Raw genomic sequence first — 19,205 nt, 5'->3', positions numbered from 1 at the left:
GGGAAGCAAGCAACTCGACCATCCTGCCCTGCTGGTTCTTTTTTTGTCGCTTCATTTTATGTAGTATAAGAGACGGTTATTGTTGTGTCAATGTGTGGAGCTCTGAGGACGGCGCAAGGGGAAAGAAACAGACGGGTCTATTTGAGGGAAAATGCTTTATAAGGTTAAAGAAGATAAAGTAAATAGCGCGCATACTTATATATATTATGGTTAATAATCATAGTAATGAAATGGTGCTTTAAAAATATTTCACGACAGCGTCTTAATAAACAGTAGAAATATTTATGGGGGTAACTACATGTATATCACAAGTAATAGAACAGATGTTACAGAATGGGCTATTCATTTTGTTCGTGTTCCAAAGGATGGTGTAAAGCTGTATGCAAGGACTACGTGGAGTATGGATAATGAACTCCTCTGTAATCCCTGTCCTGAGGCTTTTGAGGTGCTCAAACAAATAGTGACTTCTAGAGGTCTTAAGCCAGCGTTTGGTAGGCGGAATGGAAAGCCGACTATTTATGGCGGAATACCAGCGGTTTGCTTCACTGAGATGCCAATTATCAATTTTCTTCAATATGTTGTTGCTCGTAATAATTATGCCTGGTGTGCTCCTTATGGAGTATGTTTGCTCAAACGCGAACTCTTTAAAGCAGGCGCTCGACCCGCTGTTTATGGCTTATCGGTGCCAGGTGTAAGTATTGTGCAAGATCAAGGCAATATTCGGGTAATCGACAAAAACCTGTTGCCTCTGAGCGAACAGTATAGGTATATCACGCTTGATCCCAATCGTCAGGAAAAGAATCATCCGTTAGATTGGACCCATGAGCGAGAGTGGCGTTGGCGTGAAAGTCAGCAGTACTCATATGGACGAGCTGCACAGAATGGAGATGGGTCGGATTCGCTGCTCTTGTTATTCCCTGAAGAAGATGAAGTCACCTTCTTTTCTCAAGTTGGCTTTTTTGTCTGGACCCCTGAAGAAGCAAATATGTTGAGGGATCTTATTCAGCAAGCTATACCGGGCTACTTAGAGTATTACATGCCAAAATATTTTATAATCGTACTAAGTGAATTTGTGCGATATTATAATGAAAATGGTATCCATGATGTTGTGTATCGCATCGAGGATATACTGATGAAGTTAAAGCCTGGAAAGCTCTGGAAGAGAGTACCTGATCCGAGCGATTCTGAGAGTGCTTCCAATGATGCTCTTTTCGATATGTGGGTTGAGGAGCCGTTTTAACCGAACAAATGGGTAAAAAGCAGGAGGGCCTGCCCATGCGCAGACCCTCTTCCTGGTTCTTTTGCTTAGAGTTGGTCGCTGTCAAGCCAGAGAGTGACCGGGCCGTCATTGATCAGGCCAACCTTCATATCAGCGCCGAAGATACCACCGGCAACCGGGATCCCATAAGACGCGATCATCTCCTGAAAGCGCTGGACCAGCGGTTCGGCAAGCGCTGGAGAGGCGGCGTTGATAAAGCTCGGGCGGCGACCTTTGCGGGCGTCGGCATAGAGCGTGAACTGAGAGACGACCAGCGCTTGCCCGTTGATATCGAGGAGCGAGCGGTTCATTTTGCCCTCTTCATCCTCAAAGATGCGTAAATGAACGATCTTCTCGCATATCTTCTTGAGCTGTGCTTCTCCGTCTCCCTGGCCGATACCAAGCAGGATCAGGACTCCTTGTCCGATCTCGCTGATACGCTGCCCATCAACAGTGACGCTGGCCTGGCTGACACGCTGAATCAGTGCTCTCATTCGTTTTCTTTCTGGCTGGTTTGAATAGCAACGGCAATCGCAATTGAAAACTGGGCCAGATCAGCAATGCTTACATCGAAAGCGCTCAATCCTAACTGTTTGGCGCGCAGCATTGCCACACCGTGCAGGCGAACGCTTGGACGTCCGCTGGCAAGCTGAACGACCTCCATTTCGCGCCACTTGACACCGTGAATACCGGTGCCAAGCGCTTTGCTGATGGCCTCTTTTGCGGCGAAGCGGCCAGCCAATCGAGCAGCCTTGCCGCGACACTGCGCAATCTCATTATCGGTATAAATGCGCTTTAAGAAACGTTCTCCATGTTTTTCAAAGACGTTTCGGATTCGCTCGACCTCGATAATGTCAATGCCGACCGCCACATTCACGCCCTGAGGTGGGGTGAGTGGGGCCGGGAGACCGGCCACTCCGGTGGGCCCGAAGATCCAATCGGGAATAGGTTCGCCCGGCTGGCGAATCAATGGTGTAAAGAGGAGTGGACGGTCTTGAGTTGACATAGCATTAGTCCCCTTCTGTCAGGCTTAGCGCTGGCTCGCTTGGCAGTGTGCTTGTGGTGTCTCCCGGCGGTAGAATGGTCGGCGCGGGGCCGGAACCACGACCCATGCCGCGATAGATGAAGCCACAATTTGTCATCTCGGATGGCTCATACATATTGCGGCCATCGATGAGAATCGGGCGGCGCATGGACTCGCGAATACGCTGCATATTGAGCGACTTGAATTCGTTCCAGTGTGTCACGAGGACAAGCGCGTCACTGCCTTCTGCAACGTCGTATGCAGTTTCACAGAACGTGACATTGTCGAGCGAAATAGAATGAAGTTTCATGGCCTCGACGGCTGTTTCGCGGGCAACAGGATCATAGGCGCGCACGGTTGCACCCTGAGCGGTCACCCAGCGGATAATATCGAGAGAGGGCGCTTCACGCATATCATCAGTATTGGGCTTGAAGGCCAGACCCAGAATGCCGATCACGCAGCCGCGCAGGGAGCCAAGAATGTCTGTCAGCTTGTTGACAACCAGGCGGCGCTGATCATGGTTGATCTCCATGACGGCATGCAGCATCTGAGGATGGAGGCCCGCTTCATCGGCCATGTGGGCCAGCGCACGTACATCTTTCGGGAAGCAGCTACCGCCATATCCCAGGCCAGCATCTAAGAAGTCGCGACCAATACGCCTGTCATAGCCCATGCCATTGGCAACCTCTTTGACGTCGGCTCCCAGGCGCTCGCAGATCTGAGCGATCTCGTTAATGAAGGAGATCTTGGTTGCGAGGAAGGCATTGGAGGCGTATTTAATCATTTCGGCGGTGTAGATGTCGGTGATCATGATCGTCGCACGGAGAGGCAGGTAGAGGCGTGCGACCTTTTCGGCGGCGTCTCGCTCGGAGGAGCCAAGCACCACGCGGTCGGGATTCTGGAAGTCTTTAATTGCATCACCTTCGCGCAGGAACTCGGGGTTCGAGACGACCGAGAAGGTGACATCCGGACGCTTGAGATTGTTGCGAACGATACGCGAAACAATATCACCACTGCCGACAGGAACGGTACTCTTGTTGATGATAATCGCGTAGTGATCCAGCTCCTCGGCGATCATGCGGGCCGCGCTTTCCACAAAGCGCATATCTGCGCCACCAGCGACGGAGCTTGGTGGAGTGTTGACCGCAATAAAGATGAACTCTGCATTTTTCAAGCCTTCGGCATAGCTCGTTGTGAAATGGAGGCGTCCCGCTGCGACGTTCCGTTCGACCATCTCTTCAAGGCCGGGCTCATAGATTGGGAGAATGCCGTTATTCAGTTTCTCAATTTTTTCTTCAACAATATCGATACAGGTAACTTGGTTTCCCATATCGGAAAGACAGGTTCCGGTGACAAGTCCGACATACCCGGTACCAATAACACTGATGACAGCCACGGTAGTGTTTCTCCTCGTAATTAGTCTAAGCTGACAAAAGGATTTTCGTATTTTTCTTCTTCTATAGAAGTGGGCTCTCCATGACCGGGAAAGACCGCCAGATCTTCGGGAAGCGTATAGAGTTTGGTTCGGATCGAATGAACAATCTGTTCATAATCTCCGCCCGGCAAATCGGTACGCCCTATACCGCGATAAAATAGCGTATCACCACTAAAAATGCAATACTCAGGACACAGGAAGCTGACACCTCCGGGCGAATGGCCCGGGGTTTCAATCACCTCAAGCGAAAGCGTGCCGATAGTGAAGCGGTCACCCTCTTTCAAGAGCATGTCCGGTTTGCGCTTGACCAGGGGGCCTTCTTTCCCGAGCATACGGGCTGTATCTGCGTCGGTATACATATACAGGTCGGCGGAGTGGATTGCCAGCGGGACGGGATAGACTTCGCTGACCGCGTCAATAGCGCAGATGTGGTCATAATGGCCGTGCGTATTCAGAATATATTTTGGGGTGATCTGTAGCTCTTTTATGGCATTCAGGATGCGCTCGGCTTCATCGCCGGGATCGATGATCACTGCTTCACGCGTCTTCGGACAGGCGAAGAGGTAGCAGTTCTCAGCAAGTTCCCCCACGGTGATGCACGCAATAATGGGCTGATCCTGGTGATTTGCTGTCTCTGACATACTGTTTCTTCCCTTCTGATCGGTGCGCCAAATACTGACTCTCATTATAACATAAGCCCTGCAATCTCTCATGGAACGTTTTTTCGCCAGAGAATACAGTCTCATTCCTGGTTCCAATGCAGAAGACGACAGGGGTTTCTGCGCTATACAATTTCTTATAGTTCTGGCGTACCAGATGCCTCTGCTGAGAAAAGAGGCGCTATGGGCCGAAAGCGAGGGCCTTTTTCCTCTACCGGTTTCTTACGAAAGAATAGGATGGGAGAGTACTGAGATAGCAGAATATTCCTAATGTATCGTGCTTTGGGGACGCTCAGGCCATTTGTCCTGTTCGGGAGAGAAAGGTTGAGGCAATAGATCAAGCGCAAGTATTCTTTATAGCAGAAAACTGGACTTGAATAAAAAAGATGCTGTAGAATGTCTAATGGACGCCCACCGTGTTCGTCGGTTTTGTGCAAAGGTGTGCAGATGTTCAATTTTTCAGTGGTTGGTTTTCATCCAGGAGGAAAGAAGTTTCAATGGCAAAGGATCAACAGGAACGCAGAATGTATCGGAGAAGTCCTGGCCGTCAGTATGGATATGAATATGATCCGTTGCGTAGTCGAAGCGGGAAAATAACAGGAACCAGATCGAGTGAAGCGCTCAACGGCCGCGAAGAGACCGGGAGCCGCTCCGGTATTCTGTTAGCACAGCGACCCGATCCACGCCGAACGCGGCAACTGTTGCGACAGCGTATTATCGCCAGCAAAGTGCATGAGCTGGCTGAAAAAGAAGAGGCCATCTCGCCTGAAACGGATGAGCTGGCGAGGCGGCATCCTCGTACGTCTGATGATCTCGTTCATTATACGCCTGCATCTCGTCGCGCTCGTCCGCGTCGTACCGAGAGCGTGCACCTTCCTCCTCATCTGCCATCCACCCGCAAGCTTATGGAAGAATATGACGAGGAAAACGAGCTTGCTCCTCTTGATATTGAAGCCGATCCAGATGTTGGATACGACGACCTTGCTGAAGATGAGTATATCGACCATAGCGCTTCCGGGCGCTCGCGGCGTTCTGTTGTCCTGCCTCCTGCTGTGCCGTCGCGGCAAGGGAGCACCTCGTTGCGCTCGCCTGTACATCGCACACCGCCCTCGCATGACTTTGAGGACGAGGACTATGATGACGCGCCCTATGAGGAAGAGGTAATTGACGAGGACGAGTATGAGGAGATGGTTGGCAAGAAGGCCGGGCGCCCGCGGAAGAAGAGGGGGAAGTGGACCCGCCGCGGGGTCTTGCTTGGTCTGGGAGCGGCGACCGCTGCGGGTGCTGGCATTGCCGCGTATCAGCTTGCTCCCCGCGTGCCACAGATCGCCGGTGATGTGGGGGCAAACGTTCAGCGCCAGATTGAAGATGCCTTTAATAAGGGTGTGGCTCAAGGTGCGGAGTCGGCCCGGAAAGAGCTGCTCATGGCACTGGACAACCTTGAGGGCTTTACGCTTGATGGAGCAATGGCTGCGGCAAAGCTGACGCGCGTCGCCTATGACGTTTTCATCTCGCCTGTCATTCAGGCCGGGGCGAGTATTGCCGGAAATTTCCTTTCGGCGATGTATCAGGCATTTAAGACGGCGCGCGGGATGCTAGCAGCGGTCAGACAGGACAATCAAACACTGGCTGCGATTGAGAAGATCCTGAAAACCTGGGAAGATCAGGTAACACATATGCCCAAACAGCTCAATACGATCACTCAGACCGATCTGGATGGGGCGCAGGCCTATCTGCGTGCCTTGAAGCGGAAGCTGGAGGAGGAAAAGGCGAAACTGACCCAACCACAAGGCACGGCGACGCCGAAAGCGAATACAACACCAACACCGAAAAAATAAGGGATCGAGTATTCGATCCCTTACCCGCTTATTATTGCGGAATATAATAAATCACGTAGCGATCTTCAAAGATCTCTTTCTTATAGTTTGTTCCCTGCATCTTTTTCTCTAGCGCTTTGAGATGCTCGGCGCTCTTCGGGAAGATATACGCCTTGACCGGCGCCTGATCAACCATCGCCTGATAGGGCCGATACCTCGTCAGACCCGGGCGGAGATTGGGATACAGCACGCTACAGATGATCTGTTCTTTGCTATGGAAGATCAGATCATTGCAGGTCCAGTACTCTGAATAGATGCGGGTCGCACCAATAGAAAGCAGGTGGTTCACCAGACGATCCCGTTGCTGATAGTTGCGGTACGCATCGGGCACATCTCGAATTGTTCCAATTGTACCCCGCACAAAGGTTACAAACAGAATCGCCAGCAGGATGCTGCTGACAATGCCCAACGCACGCTGTTTCCAGTTGATCGCTTTGAAGAGGCGCCCGGCACCTACCCAGACAGGCCAGAAAATCGCGGGCATGGTGTCCAACAAGCAACTGAGGTAGCGAGCTGAAGTCACAGGATAGACCGCTCCGTGGGTGCTTGTGATATATTGCCCGAAGGTCAGACAGGCGCTGAGCAGGACCATAACGCGGGCACTCTTCAGAATAAACAGCTCTCGTTTCTCGGCATCCTGAGAACGGAAGATTGCTCGATGACGCCAGACCGCAACAATAGCCAGAATGGTTGCCAGTGCCATGAGCAGCAGAAACACAATTCCCCAGGTCAGTGAGGCGATTGAGCAGCCGATGGTGGCAGAGGTGGGATGTCCAAAGAGAATCCAGTCCTGATCCGGGCAGGATGGGTACGCGCCTGTTGCCAGTGGCAGCGCGATCATGATGGAGCCCAAAAGCTGATGGAGCAGGGTCAGATGTTTCTCTGCCATTACCCCATCACTGACGCCATGCATATGAAGGAGCACAGAGACCGAGTTCTGTTCCAGAAATACCTTCATATCGGACAGCAGCGAGATATTGTAATAGATCATAGGGAAAAGCCCCAGCAGCAGTCCCCCGATAATGCAGAGCAGCGGCCAGCTCCGTGCCTCCCGCCAGCAGAAGATCAGCAGGAAAATCGAGGCGGTGACAACGAAGGGCAGAATGATAAGGTCTACCCAGAGGATGACCCCGAAAATGACTCCCAGAAGCGCAAAGAGCATGTACCGTTTCCACGGCACCATAGGAGATGGGCGCTCTCTGGTGGGGGCTGTCAGGGCCAGCTTGGTAGCAATGAGCAGAATAAAGGGTGCGGCAACCGTCATCTCTGGATACTCACCGACGGCCTTGATCAGGCGCAGGATCACTTCGGGTGAACCAAAGCTGAGCAGCAACACCGATGCCAGCGCGTAGCGTTCGGTGTAGAGCAAGCGCACCAGGAAATAGGTTCCAATAAGAAAACCGGCATACATCAAGATAAGGCTGAAGCGCAGCGTGAAGAGTGAGGGACCGAACAAACGAAAGAGTGGCGCTGCCAGATACGATTCTACCGGGCCCATATATGCCTGACCATAGAAGAAGATCGGCAATTCCCCATGAAAGGCGATGCGCATGCCCGCGATCCCCAAATTTCCCTCATCGCTATTGGTTGTCGGCCAGTTAAATGCAAGAAGTATACAGCGAAAGAGTGTGGCCAGGACAACAATTAGAATCATACTATAGGTATAGGGGTTCTTTTTAAACCATCGTACGTTTAAAATAGCCTTTTCCTCCCTCAAGACAAGAAAAAATAACCCATCTCATGCGGTATTTATGTTTTTTCTTTACCTCTACTATACTATAGGGCTTTTCTCTATGCCAGTGTCCTTCGTCCTCTATAGCTATTAAGTAGGAGAAAAGAGAGTAGGAAACCGATTTTTTTGATGGTAATATATCAGACATGAAGCTACAGGAATTTTGGTCGTTGCTGTATCCCCTTGTCTGCTCGCAGCGAAATGTGCTGGGATATGCAGCAACCTGCTCGACACTCTCTGTGTTCCGGCTGTATGAGTGGTATGGCTGTACAGAGGAGCTGAATACACTCTTTGAGCCATCCCATCAGTACATTCTCGACAGGCAGTATGATGCCTATCAGCGGGCCCGCAGGGCCTTGCTGGAACTATCCTATGCCGAGCGTGTAGAACTGATCGAACAGGGACGCACTGCCCTCGCCTGCTGGTGGAATCGTGATCTCTACGATACGTTGTGTGTTCTGGTAGAGGCTGGCGATTGGGAGGTCTCCGAGGTTGAGCGCTGGACCGATACAGAGAATCAGCAGTATCATCTGCACCCGCTTGGCTCGCTGGCTCGTTCCTCCGAACCAGCGGCGTTTGCACGCTTACAGGCACTGGTGCAGGCGGGTCTTACTAGCTTTCAGGCACCCTATCCGAGCTTTTATGCCGGAGTTGAAGCCTGGCTGCTGCTGCTGGCATATGGGCGACTTGAGCATGCGTCTGTGGTAGAAGATCTGCGGAGCTGGCGCATGTATCGTCACTTCAGCCGTGAGCGTTATAGCTGGAAAGCGCTCAAGTACCTGCCCGGGCGTGTGCGACAGCCATTCCTGAGAGCCTGTGCCGAGGCGCTTACTGCTGATCCTCTGGACGAAGAGGGTGAGAACCTCTATATGAGCGTGGGCGCTTTCCCGCTGTCGGCACTTGCTCGCCCTGTTTTAGAGCGGATGGTGATGTTCGCAGATAGCACGCTGGAAACCCTGAATGTGTTGACAGTTGAGCCATCGCCCGCGTTACTAGATGAGTTGCGTCAGGTAAGTAGCTGGCAGCGCTTTCTTGCCGCAAAGCCGGTGACAGACAGCCTTTATCAGGCGTTATATGAGAGCTTTGCGCCCGATGAGGAGGCACAACAGCTCTTTGCCTTTTTGCGTCAAAACGAGTATCTGCCTGCCGAAGCGGTGCCGGCCGTGCGCAAGCCTGAGCTCTTGAGCGCACTCCTGCAATTCTGCGGGGAACCGGGTGATCCACTATTTCAGCCAGACGGACAGATCGCGCTGCCCAAATTCGTCAAGCTCGCCCGTCTGGTGGTCGCGGCAAATGGGGGCTATGATCCTGTGCGCCTGCTCGAAGTTGCTGCCCACGCATATGACGAAGACCGGCTCTATTTCGGACATGACGCGGTGCTCTGTGCGATGGTGCATCCAGCGATCGTGCTGGACGAGAAGCGCGCGCTGATACAGCAGGTCTCGAAGGTGCTTGAGCAACGGAAAAAAACGAAGACGAAAATGCAGCAGTTGCTTCGCTGGACGCGTGTGCATGGCTATTTACCTGAAGAGGATGCGAAAAGAAAAGAGGGAATGGTTGCCTCCATCCCCTCCTGAAAAGGACGTCAGGCCCTGATTCGTCGTGCCTGCCACGCGGTCACCAGTTGCGAGAGTAACGCACCGAAGAGTTGTGACAGGCAGACGTTCAGGGCTATTTTTTGTGGCGTAAGCGCTGCCTGATTGAGCTGCGGCGAAGCAAACAGGGAGAGCGCCACAATTGCCAGAAATGGAGCCATTGCCCCGAAAGTTGAAAGAAGCATGGTCGGAAGGGTGGTTTGTTGGAAGCTCAACCAGTCATCTTTGCTTTGGGGCCAACCAACCTGCGTAAACCAGATAACCAGCGTTGCTATCCAGGTGAACAGATAGCCTGTGGCTATCCCGTTGATGCCTGAAAGCACCGAGATAACGCCCATCTCCCATTGGGATGGATTGGGGCCGGAGGCAAAGCCAAAGCCGTTGAGCAACAGCCCGACCAGGAGGAATTCTGCGATACAGAGGATGAGCAGGAAATTGACTCCTTTCAGGTAGAAGCCGTCGGGAATGCGCGGGGAACGTGCCGCACGCCTGCGCGATTGGAGTAACAGTTCAAGTCGGTTGATCTCCTTATCAATCTGCGGGATAAAACCAAAGAGCAGGGCCTGACGGACAGTGTAGAGCGTTCCCCCGAAGGGCGCTTGAAACCAGTTCAGCACGACGCCCAGAACAATCGCGTTGCTGTTGGCAAAACGGGGCATGTACAGATGATGTACCATGACCTCGGCAAAGAGATAGCCAACAAAAAGATCCAGCCCGATGGCAACCAGCGCGAGGATGGGCATGCCAAGCAGGCTATGCAACAGGAACCAGTAGAGCGAGCCCGCGATAGAGCCAAAGCGCGTCCGCAGGTAGTGTAGCTCGCGTCTCATATCCCGGGTTGGCCCTGTCAGGGTGAGAATACAGGTGCTGAGTAACAGGTTACATACGCCAAAGATCCCCCCGGTAAAGGCTGCCGGGGCGCTCAGGTAATAGTGCCAGAGGTGATGAAACTGGGCGCCCGGGTGAAAATGAGGGGTCCAGAGATTGATCAGCAGGAAGAGCCCGACCAGTATGCACATGCTCCCGAGCGTCAGGGATGTGCTGCGCTGTGCCCAGTTCCAGAGCGTTTTGAGGGTGGTAAAAATGGTAGTGGTCGGGAAAAGCTGTTCCCTGATTTCATCGGTATATTTTTTGAGGGTTAACAAATCGAGCTGTGATTGCATGCTCTGGATTTCTGAGGAGCCAAGTGTATTGAGGCGTTGCTGTAATGCTGGCATCAGGCGAATGAGCTTCTGTAACTCTCGGAACTCGTATTTATCCAGTGTTCCCCCTCGTTGGAGTCGGCGCTGCTGCGTGGCGCACTGGCGCATGAGCCTTTTCAGATTCTGGCGTTCTTGCTGATAGCGCTTGCTGTTCTCGCGCTCTTGTTCCAGAAAGATGTGGTAGTTCTCAAGTGCATCTTCCATCCAGGAAAGCAGGATATGCAGGCTATTCTGATTCTCGGCGATGCTTGTGCGCAGTCGCTCCACTCTCTCTGGCGCTGTCCTGCTGTGCCTCTGCGCTTGTCGTAGTTGCGTTTGCAGACGGATCAGTCGGCTTCTCAACAGATGATACTGTTCCTGGTAGAGTTCCTGACGTGTCCTTGCTTGCTCTAAAAATGTATGTGTCTTGACCTCAAAATCACGTTGTGGTGCCGATGTTTGCAGCGTCCCCATAAAGCTCCCCTCCACGTTTCTTATCCCAGCACTCCTGTTCGGCGTATCTGTGGTTTTAGCTATGATCTCATTGCCGCCTGACCGACATGCTACTATTATAGCATAGAGAGCCTTTTCAATATTTCGTATTTGTAGTGCGAGGAATGTTATTATTTTTGCAAGAAAGGAAGCGTAGATATCGGGAAAATATCTCTACAGTTTTTAGCCTATAGCTCAATCATTGCTGGTACAAATTTCTTATAGGGCCATATAGAAAAAGCGAGGTCCATTACCGATGGACCCCGCAACAGCTCATTTCGAGCGAATCATTCTGATGATTTCCTTCATATTCGGTCGTTGCCCATACATCAAAATGCCGAGGCGATAAATGCGAGCGGCTACCCATGCACACACGAAGATTCCTGCAATCATCAGGAGAATGCTCAGCCCAATCTCCCAGGGCGCTGCTGACATAGTGCCCACGCGCACAAGCATCACAGTTGGCGTAAAGAAGGGGATGAATGACAGGATTTTGAACCAGATCGCACTTGCTGTTGTTGCGCCGTAGAGACTCACGATGTAGCCAATCATAAAGAGCCAGGTAAGAGGTGTCGCGGCCGATGAGACCTCTTCCTGCCGTGAGACCAGCGCACCAACTGCCGCGAACAGGGTTGCGTAGAGCAGGAAACCAAGAATAAAGAAGACGAAGACAAGCAGTAGCAACGGAATTGAAACGCCTGCCAGCGCGATGGTAATGCCGGTCTGCCCGATGCCCAGAGCGTTTTGCAAAGGATGTTGAAGTAGCAGGAACAGAATCCCGGTAACGGTCAGTGCCGCCATCTGAGTCAGCCCCACCGCGCCGATTCCGATCACCTTTCCAACCATCAACTGAAATGGCGTTGTGGCGTTGACCAGAATCTCAATGATGCGGTTGCCCTTCTCTTCAGCGACACCGTTCGCCACCTGAATTCCATACATAAAGACAGTGACAAAGATCAGAATGACGCCGATAAAGGCGGTTATCATACCAATAGCCAGGTCTGTCCCGGAGCGGGCATCCTGTTGCGTTTTTACAACGTCAAGGGTGACGGGGGCAAAAAGATCCTGTGTCTGTTGGGGGGTCAGGTGGAGCTGATTAGCCCGGTCCAGAATGGCAATTTGTTGCGCCATCGCTTGCACTGCTGATTGATCGGGATCGATACTATCGGTATTGCTGGTATAGTACTTGAAATGCAGCTTCTGATCGGCTCCTCGATCGATAACAACCAGTACAGAAAGCTTTCCTGCTTTTACCTGCTGCTCAAGTTGCTGGCTGTTTCCCTGCTCAAGCTTCAGCTTATAGTGTGAGGCGTCTCCATTCAGGAGATCAGAGAGTGTCTTCTGGAGTGTGGTGTTCTCCATACCCGCGATGGAGCCTGCATTGTTTGCAACCGTCAGGGTTTTCTGGTCGTTACTGCCCTGATTAAAGAAGGCGATAATGGTCGGGACGCAGGTTCCAAGCGCAACAATGATCAGCATAATGATGGTACTGATCACAAACGAGCGCTGTCTTACACGGGTAGTATATTCTCGTCCGATAATCAGGGAGATATTGCGTAGTGTGTGTTGTGAAGCGGCGCCTCCTTGCCCTGGAGCAAGCGTTGTCTGTTTCTCGTTTGGGGGTGACGGTATCTGACTCATGGTCTGACATTTTCCTTCTTCTAGATACTAAGCAGAGTGGGAAGGGGCATCGGGAAGCGCGATTTGCCCCACTCGCGCGATAAAGATATCAGTAAGAGATGGTTCAACCAGCTCGAAGAGCGTGACCATGCCATTCTGACGCAGGGCCTCTGCGAGAATAGTGTTGGGAGTGACGGAGGGTTGAATGCGCAGCTCAATATAATCCTGACGCCGCTTAAGTACCTGAACGCCTTCTATGGTGTCGAGCCAGGCACATTCCGGGTCGTTGTCCAGTTTGATACGGACGATGTTGCGTCCATGCTGGCGCTTGATCTCGCGCACACTGCCCTGAACGACAACCTCCCCCTTATTGATGATCACAACATCCTCGCACATTTCCTCCACCTGTTCGAGCTGATGCGTCGAGAAGATGATTGTTTTGCCACGACGATGCATCTCAAGAAAGGCATCCTTCAACACATTGGCATTCACCGGATCAAGACCGCTGAAGGGCTCATCCATAATCAAGATATCGGGATTATGCATGATGGTTGCTAAGAACTGTACCTTCTGCTGATTCCCCTTCGAGAGCTCCTCAACCTTCTTTTTCCGATTGGCATTGATTTGAAAGCGCTCCAACCATTCGTCAAGTTCCTTCTGTGCATCCTGTTTTGATAGGCCGTTGAGGCGCGCCAGAAAAAGCAATTGCTCTTCTACGATCATTTTGGGATAGAGCCCCCGTTCTTCGGGCAGGTAGCCCCAGTGATGTCGGGGAACCTCATGGACGGGTGTGCCCTGCCACGTGATTCGTCCACTGTCGGGGCGGATAATATCCAGAATCATGCGCATGGTAGTCGTTTTTCCCGCGCCATTGGCTCCAAGAAAGCCAAATAGAGAGCCCTCTTTCACTTCCATTGAGAGCTCTTTGATGGCCTGGAATGAGCCAAACGATTTGTTGATGTGCTCCACGGTCAGTCCCATGTATGCGGATCTCCTTCTTTATCTTCTATGCTGTGCATCTTTCTCTGCCAGAGCGTTGCATGGTTTGTATTGGGAGGATAGTATGTCCCTGTGCCTTTTCTCATAGAGCATATACGTATGAGGTTATTCGCCGGTAGTATGTGAGCGCGGAGTGAAAAAAGAACCTGCCAGACAAACATTCGTAGAATTGCCTGGCAGGGAACGTGCGAGGCTATTCTTCTTTTGAGTTCACAATTGGCTCGGTCTTTTCTGTCCGGTGACCCTCTGGTTCTGGCTTTTTCTGGTCATCCGGAATGATAGGTTCCTCCAGGGCGTTTTCTGCTGTCCTGTCAGGCTCCTGGATTTGTTCGTCCCCCTCTTTGGGCTCGGTATCCTCTGGCTGTGCGGTCTCAGACTCCTGCTTCTGCGTAACGCCATAGGTGATCGCGGTCTCTCCCTCTGGCACAGGCCGTGATTTACGCATAACCAGATAGGTAATAGGCAGGAGCGCGATCAGGACGACAAGTGATGTCCATTGCGCCTGTTTGAGGCCCCAGGCCAGCCCGAATGGCTCCACAATTACGTTATCACGAGCAAAGAAGACGACAAACTGTGTAATCGCGTACCCGAAAAGGTAGACCAGCATCAGGGCGCCGGGGCGACGGAAGCGTTTCGCCAGGAAAAGCATCACAAGCAAAAGGGCAATATTGGCGAGCATCTCGTATCCTGCGGCTGGCTCAACTGGAACGCCACAGGTGCTCGGGTTATGACAGGCCCAGCTATCGGGATGCAGATAAACGGTTGCCCAGGGAATGTGGTCGTTGCGATAGCCGATAATATCGCCGTTAATCAAGTTTCCGATCCGACCGAAGATCTGCGCTCCTGCCGCAAACAGGACTCCCGCATCGATCAGCACTAGCGGATTGACGCGTTCCACTCGTGCCCGCCAGATCAAGGTAGGAATAACCAGGAAGATCGCGCCATAAAAGGCCATTCCACCTTCCCAGGTTGCGATGATATGAATTGGTTGTTTCAGGTAGTAGTCGACAAGATTATCTTGCTGGATCACAAAATAGAGGCGACCGCCGATAATACCTGCTGCAATACACCACCAGAGCAGGCGGTATACAAGTTCCTGGGTGATGCCCTTACGCTTGCAATATCCCTGAATGAACCAGAGACCCATCAAGATAGCAACAACGTACATCAAGCCGTACCAGCGCAGGGCGATCGGGCCAATTTGCAGCAGGACAGGATTGATATTCAGGTAGATTGGTGGCCCGATTTTCAACCAACCCCAATCGAGGAGCGGCTGCGTTGCGGTTATTGCGGAGAGTGTGTGCATGCTTTCCTTACTCCGTATTGTTCTTTTTTCAAAAGGTCAGAGGAGCTCATTGCTACCGAGTTGCGCCCCAACAAAGTTGGAGAAACGTGATGCCTGTTCTCTTTACGAAATTTACGGTATGATGTTTGTGACAAGCCGCCCGCTCTCCCTCTTGCTTGTATGATAGTATGCATTTCCATTACGTGCAAGTAGGGAACTGTATCTTTCAAGAGTTGAAAAAGAGGTAAGAAGTGTTATATGTTATTTTTGAGGAAGGAGCTGAATATGTGCAGTGAGGAACCGATCTCTCTGGCCGGAAACCAGGTGCTGTTGCGAGATTGGCGGCTCCCGGATCTGGACTATTACCGAAACTGGATGCGTCCTGATGCCCCCTGGAAGGCGTTTGATGGTCCCTACTATCCATTGCCCTCGCCCGAGCGTCTGGAGGAGATTTGCCGGGAGAAGCAGGAACAAATTGAACAACATGCATTCCCGCCCATACGCACCAATCTTGTGATTGCTGACCGGGCGACGGAGTGCATGCTAGGAACCGTTTCAAGCTACTGGGAGAGCCGTGAAACAAACTGGTTATGTGTGGGTATCGTGATCTATGATCCGGCCTACTGGCGCGGCGGACGCGGCTTTGAGGCACTTGGCCTATGGAGTGATTATTTATTTCGCGTAGATGAACGCCTTGTGCGGCTGGACCTGCGGACGTGGTCGGGGAATACTGGAATGATGCGCCTGGCGGAAAAGCTTGGTTATGTCCAGGAAGCACGTTTCCGCAAAGCCCGCATTGTCGGAGGTATATATTATGATGGGTTGGGCTATGGCGTGTTGCGCGAGGAGTGGCAGAGCCGCTATCCCGGGGGATTTTCCCGTTTTTTGCTGCAAGCGCGTGCAGGAAACGATAGATAACCTTCCATATTCTGCGTTATAATGCTTCCTTGAAGCGTTTCCTTCAGCGAAAGATCTGCGCCTGTGCTGGTACTTCCGGGGGAGGAGCAACTGAGCTGTGAAGAGATGTGAGAAGAAGCGCTTCTTTCTGTTCGTATGTCAATGGCAGAAGCAGTAATCTGGATCAGGAAGTGTAGCAAAGGTGAAGGATCGATCTTTTTATCAGCGTCGTGTCATCATACTCCTTATCATTGTGGTGGCTCTGGCTTCCTTTGGTCCGGTGCGCCGGGCGCTGTATTATGGGGCCTTTCAGCGGGGAACCTGCACTATTTTGGAGCAGCGCGTGCGCACGATACAGGGGCCTGTGACCGCCGCTTTTGCCCCGTATGTACGCTATGCGGTATATCCTGCCAATGGCAACGTCGTTCAGGCTGAGGGATTTGACGGGCCGGAGTCCCGCATTTATCGGAAACGTGAGGAAGTGAATGCGCTTCTGGCACGTTTCCAGCCCGGGAAAGCCACTCCTTGCTGGTATGATCCGGCTGACCCGACGCATGCCTTCTTGGTATTTCAGGGATATACATTCCAGATGGCATCGGGGCAGTTCTTTTTTTACGCGCTTGTCTTTGCGCTCTTTGTGCCTATTCTCTTTCTCTGTCTGGAATGGTTAATCTGGCGCTTTCTGGTGCTGCGCTTTCGCGGCGTCGTCGTCATAGGCGCAGTCGTCAAAACCGAGGTGAAGCCGGGACGAAGCTTCCTCTGGTGGCGCGGAGAGCCTTTTTCCGAGCATACTATTCTCTATAAGGCGCGGGGGCGCAAAGGAGGAGAAGACACTGTACGCTACATTAAATACGTGTCAACGCCGCTAGAGGAGCGGGAGTTTGTTGATTGGCTCAAAGTACCGATCTGCTATGATCCCAGGCAACCGCGATATGATCGTTTTGGGGATCGCCCGCCGCTCTATTTTGTGCTTCCCGGGCTGGTGATCGGGCTTCCACTGCTGGCTATGCTGCTCTCATTTCTCTATGATATTGTGATGCGCATACCCGGCTTTTCGTAAATTCCCTGCCTGGTAGGAAACAAGCTGAAACAAGTTACCTGTATTGAATGTAGAAGTTCGTAATGATATAATGGAAAGCAGGATAGTATGGATAGACAGCAGTTATTGCAAATGGCTCGTGAAGCGGCTCTGCGTGCCCATTGCCCCTTTTCACATTTTCGGGTAGGGGCGGCGCTGGTAGCTGGAGATCAGGTGTTTGTTGGTGTGAACATCGAGATCTCAAGTTATGGCTTGACGTTGTGTGCTGAGCGTTCGGCGTTGTCGGCCGCGGTGAGTGCGGGCGCTGGCCCAATCACTCAAGTTGCGGTTGCCTGCATCGATGTGCCTCCGACTGCATCGATTGCCGGTCGTTCGCCCTGTGGGGCCTGTCGGCAATGGCTGGCAGATCTGGCACCTGACGCGACGATCTACCTTGACGGAGTAGAGCGTGAATTTTCTGTGAAAGACCTGTTACCGTATGCGTTCGGTTTGTAGGAATTCCCCTTGACATCTGGAGGGATTCTTAGATACGCTATAAGTCCCGGATATAACAACTTGTAGTGCGGCTCCCCTGGTGCGTCAATTGCGTTCTTCGCTAGAGGTGTCCAATGTGGTTTGGCGCTTCTGTGCTCCAGTACCACAACAATCGAACACGTTCTGCTTCTGAAAACTGGCTCGGAGTTGTAAAGTACAGGTGTTTCTGGGCTCTGCTTTTTTCTTTCCTCTCTTTTGATGAGTGGATCGTGCCTGCCTGTCGTGACTCCTCTCTTTGTTCTGTATGTGCCACCGTATGTGTCCCCCGAGGGTGGCATAACGGGAGAGGAGACAACAGGACACGGTTTTTCTCGCATCTTCCTCTCATAGAGGAGTGTGGATCACCGCAAAGCCTGAACCGTACTCTCCTTTGTTGTCTGCTGTTACCCTGTGTTTGCTTGATCGCAGGAAGGAGTATGTGCTATGGCGCAGCGTTTCACCCTCGGCGTCGAAGAAGAATTTCAGATGGTTGATAAAAAGACCGGCCATCTTGCATCCCATATTCACACAATTCTGGAAAAAGGCGCGTCCATCCTGGGTGAACACATGAAGGCAGAAATGTTACAGTCAACTGTAGAGCTGATCTCGAATGTCTGTCCGAATATCGCTGCTTTGCGCCTTGATTTACAGCATATGCATTCCATCCTGGGACAACTGGTTGAGTCCGAAGGACTGGCCCTGATCAGTGCGGGTACGCATCCTATCTCCAGTTGGCACGACCAGATACGCACACAGAATGAGCGCTATGAGAAGTTGGAGGAAGAGTTTCAGGATGTCGGGCGCTCAATCCTGATCTTTGGCTTGCATGTGCATGTAGGTATTGACTCGCATGAACTGGCTGTGCCGCTGATGAATCAGTTGCGTACCTGGCTACCGCATATTCTGGCGCTCTCGACGAACTCGCCTTTCTGGGCCGGGCGCGATTCCGGCATCAAGTCATGGCGTTCCATTGTCTGGCGGCGCTTTCCTCGCTCTGGTGTCCCGATCCTCTTCCAGTCCACCCGGGAATTCGATACATACGTACAGGAACTTATCAAAACCGGCTGTATTGACGACGGAAAACGCATCTGGTGGGATATTCGCCCGCATCCGTTCTACCAGACTGTTGAGTTCCGCATTGCTGATATGCCTGCGACCTTTGAAGATACGATTGCATTGGCCGCACTCTGCCAGGCATTGGTTGCGAAGGTAACCCGTCTGCATGAACGGAATCTGGCGACGCAGGTTTTGCCTCCTACATATATTGAAGAGAATAAATGGAGGGCCGCTCGCTATGGTCTCGATGCGGAATATGTCGACTTTGTGCAGGCGCGACGCATGTCGATGCGGGATGCCGTGAACGAGATGCTGGATTTTGTAGACGATGTGCTTGATGATCTGGGCAGTCGCCGCGAGATCAACTATCTCCGTGCTCTGCTTGAAGATCCCCGAGGGACCGGAGCGGATCGACAGCTTGCTGTTTATCATGAAACGGGCAGTGTCCATGCCGTGACCCATTACCTGATGCAACAGATGGTACAGGATGTTGTTCTGAATAAACCCTGGTAGGCTGGCAGATGCGCGTGCAGGTCCTGCTGA

16 protein-coding genes are annotated in these 19,205 nt (G+C 52.1%); 7 read left to right on the top strand and 9 right to left on the bottom strand.

Going from position 1 to position 19,205, the window contains the following annotated elements:
* The first annotated feature begins 400 nt into the window (after positions 1-400).
* Complete coding sequence (locus tag EI42_RS22570) at positions 401-1,240, top strand: hypothetical protein (protein ID WP_137686162.1); 840 nt, start codon at positions 401-403, stop codon at positions 1,238-1,240.
* Between the two features lie 65 nt (positions 1,241-1,305).
* Here the strand turns inward: EI42_RS22570 and dtd are convergent, their stop codons facing one another.
* Genes dtd through EI42_RS22550 form a run of 4 tightly spaced genes read right to left on the bottom strand, consistent with a single transcriptional unit; the run spans position 1,306 to position 4,358 of the window.
* On the bottom strand, positions 1,306-1,752 hold the full coding sequence (gene dtd / locus EI42_RS22565; RefSeq protein WP_111324905.1) for a D-aminoacyl-tRNA deacylase: 447 nt from the start codon (positions 1,750-1,752) through the stop codon (positions 1,306-1,308).
* Positions 1,749-2,264: a holo-ACP synthase gene (gene acpS / locus EI42_RS22560; protein ID WP_211326314.1), complete on the bottom strand. Its 516-nt coding sequence runs from the start codon at positions 2,262-2,264 to the stop codon at positions 1,749-1,751. Before acpS ends, dtd begins: the two co-directional genes overlap by 4 nt.
* Before the next feature lie 4 nt (positions 2,265-2,268).
* The gene (locus EI42_RS22555; RefSeq protein ID WP_111324904.1) at positions 2,269-3,678 is read right to left on the bottom strand and encodes a UDP-glucose dehydrogenase family protein; all 1,410 of its coding nucleotides are present in this window, start codon (positions 3,676-3,678) and stop codon (positions 2,269-2,271) included.
* Between the two features lie 20 nt (positions 3,679-3,698).
* On the bottom strand, positions 3,699-4,358 hold the full coding sequence (locus tag EI42_RS22550; RefSeq protein ID WP_111324903.1) for an MBL fold metallo-hydrolase: 660 nt from the start codon (positions 4,356-4,358) through the stop codon (positions 3,699-3,701).
* Between the two features lie 515 nt (positions 4,359-4,873).
* On the opposite strand from EI42_RS22550, the gene EI42_RS22545 reads away from it, so the two are divergent.
* Positions 4,874-6,214 (top strand): hypothetical protein, encoded by a 1,341-nt coding sequence (locus EI42_RS22545; protein ID WP_111324902.1) that lies wholly within the window; start codon positions 4,874-4,876, stop codon positions 6,212-6,214.
* A 31-nt stretch (positions 6,215-6,245) separates the two neighbouring features.
* Here the strand turns inward: EI42_RS22545 and EI42_RS22540 are convergent, their stop codons facing one another.
* The gene (locus tag EI42_RS22540; RefSeq protein ID WP_111324901.1) at positions 6,246-7,907 is read right to left on the bottom strand and encodes an ArnT family glycosyltransferase; all 1,662 of its coding nucleotides are present in this window, start codon (positions 7,905-7,907) and stop codon (positions 6,246-6,248) included.
* Between the two features lie 224 nt (positions 7,908-8,131).
* Here EI42_RS22540 and EI42_RS22535 point away from each other — a divergent pair, with 224 nt between their 5' ends.
* Positions 8,132-9,562, top strand: coding sequence for a hypothetical protein (locus EI42_RS22535; protein ID WP_137686163.1), 1,431 nt, complete (start codon positions 8,132-8,134; stop codon positions 9,560-9,562).
* Between the two features lie 8 nt (positions 9,563-9,570).
* On the opposite strand, the gene EI42_RS22530 is transcribed toward EI42_RS22535, so the two are convergent.
* From EI42_RS22530 to lgt, 4 genes are all read right to left on the bottom strand, one after another.
* Complete coding sequence (locus EI42_RS22530; protein WP_111324899.1) at positions 9,571-11,235, bottom strand: hypothetical protein; 1,665 nt, start codon at positions 11,233-11,235, stop codon at positions 9,571-9,573.
* Positions 11,236-11,526: 291 nt separating this feature from the next.
* Positions 11,527-12,894, bottom strand: coding sequence for an ABC transporter permease (locus EI42_RS22525; protein ID WP_111324898.1), 1,368 nt, complete (start codon positions 12,892-12,894; stop codon positions 11,527-11,529).
* A 27-nt stretch (positions 12,895-12,921) separates the two neighbouring features.
* Entirely contained in the window at positions 12,922-13,854 is a 933-nt protein-coding gene (locus EI42_RS22520; RefSeq protein ID WP_111324897.1) for an ABC transporter ATP-binding protein, read from the bottom strand.
* A gap of 211 nt (positions 13,855-14,065) precedes the next feature.
* Entirely contained in the window at positions 14,066-15,178 is a 1,113-nt protein-coding gene (lgt, locus tag EI42_RS22515; protein WP_111324896.1) for a prolipoprotein diacylglyceryl transferase, read from the bottom strand.
* A 264-nt stretch (positions 15,179-15,442) separates the two neighbouring features.
* Here lgt and EI42_RS22510 point away from each other — a divergent pair, with 264 nt between their 5' ends.
* The 4 genes from EI42_RS22510 to EI42_RS22495 all read left to right on the top strand — a co-directional run bounded on the left by EI42_RS22510 (position 15,443) and on the right by EI42_RS22495 (position 19,175).
* Positions 15,443-16,075: a GNAT family N-acetyltransferase gene (locus EI42_RS22510; RefSeq protein ID WP_111324895.1), complete on the top strand. Its 633-nt coding sequence runs from the start codon at positions 15,443-15,445 to the stop codon at positions 16,073-16,075.
* 181 nt (positions 16,076-16,256) lie between these two features.
* The gene (locus tag EI42_RS22505; protein ID WP_111324894.1) at positions 16,257-17,114 is read left to right on the top strand and encodes a DUF3592 domain-containing protein; all 858 of its coding nucleotides are present in this window, start codon (positions 16,257-16,259) and stop codon (positions 17,112-17,114) included.
* Positions 17,115-17,201: 87 nt separating this feature from the next.
* Positions 17,202-17,588, top strand: coding sequence for a cytidine deaminase (locus EI42_RS22500; protein ID WP_111324893.1), 387 nt, complete (start codon positions 17,202-17,204; stop codon positions 17,586-17,588).
* A 462-nt stretch (positions 17,589-18,050) separates the two neighbouring features.
* Complete coding sequence (locus EI42_RS22495; RefSeq protein ID WP_111324892.1) at positions 18,051-19,175, top strand: carboxylate-amine ligase; 1,125 nt, start codon at positions 18,051-18,053, stop codon at positions 19,173-19,175.
* The last annotated feature ends 30 nt before the right edge of the window (positions 19,176-19,205 follow it).

The organism is Thermosporothrix hazakensis (assembly GCF_003253565.1).
GTDB lineage: Bacteria > Chloroflexota > Ktedonobacteria > Ktedonobacterales > Ktedonobacteraceae > Thermosporothrix > Thermosporothrix hazakensis.
The sequence above is the reverse complement of the archived record's forward strand: the minus strand, read 5'-3'. Positions and strand labels throughout refer to the sequence as shown.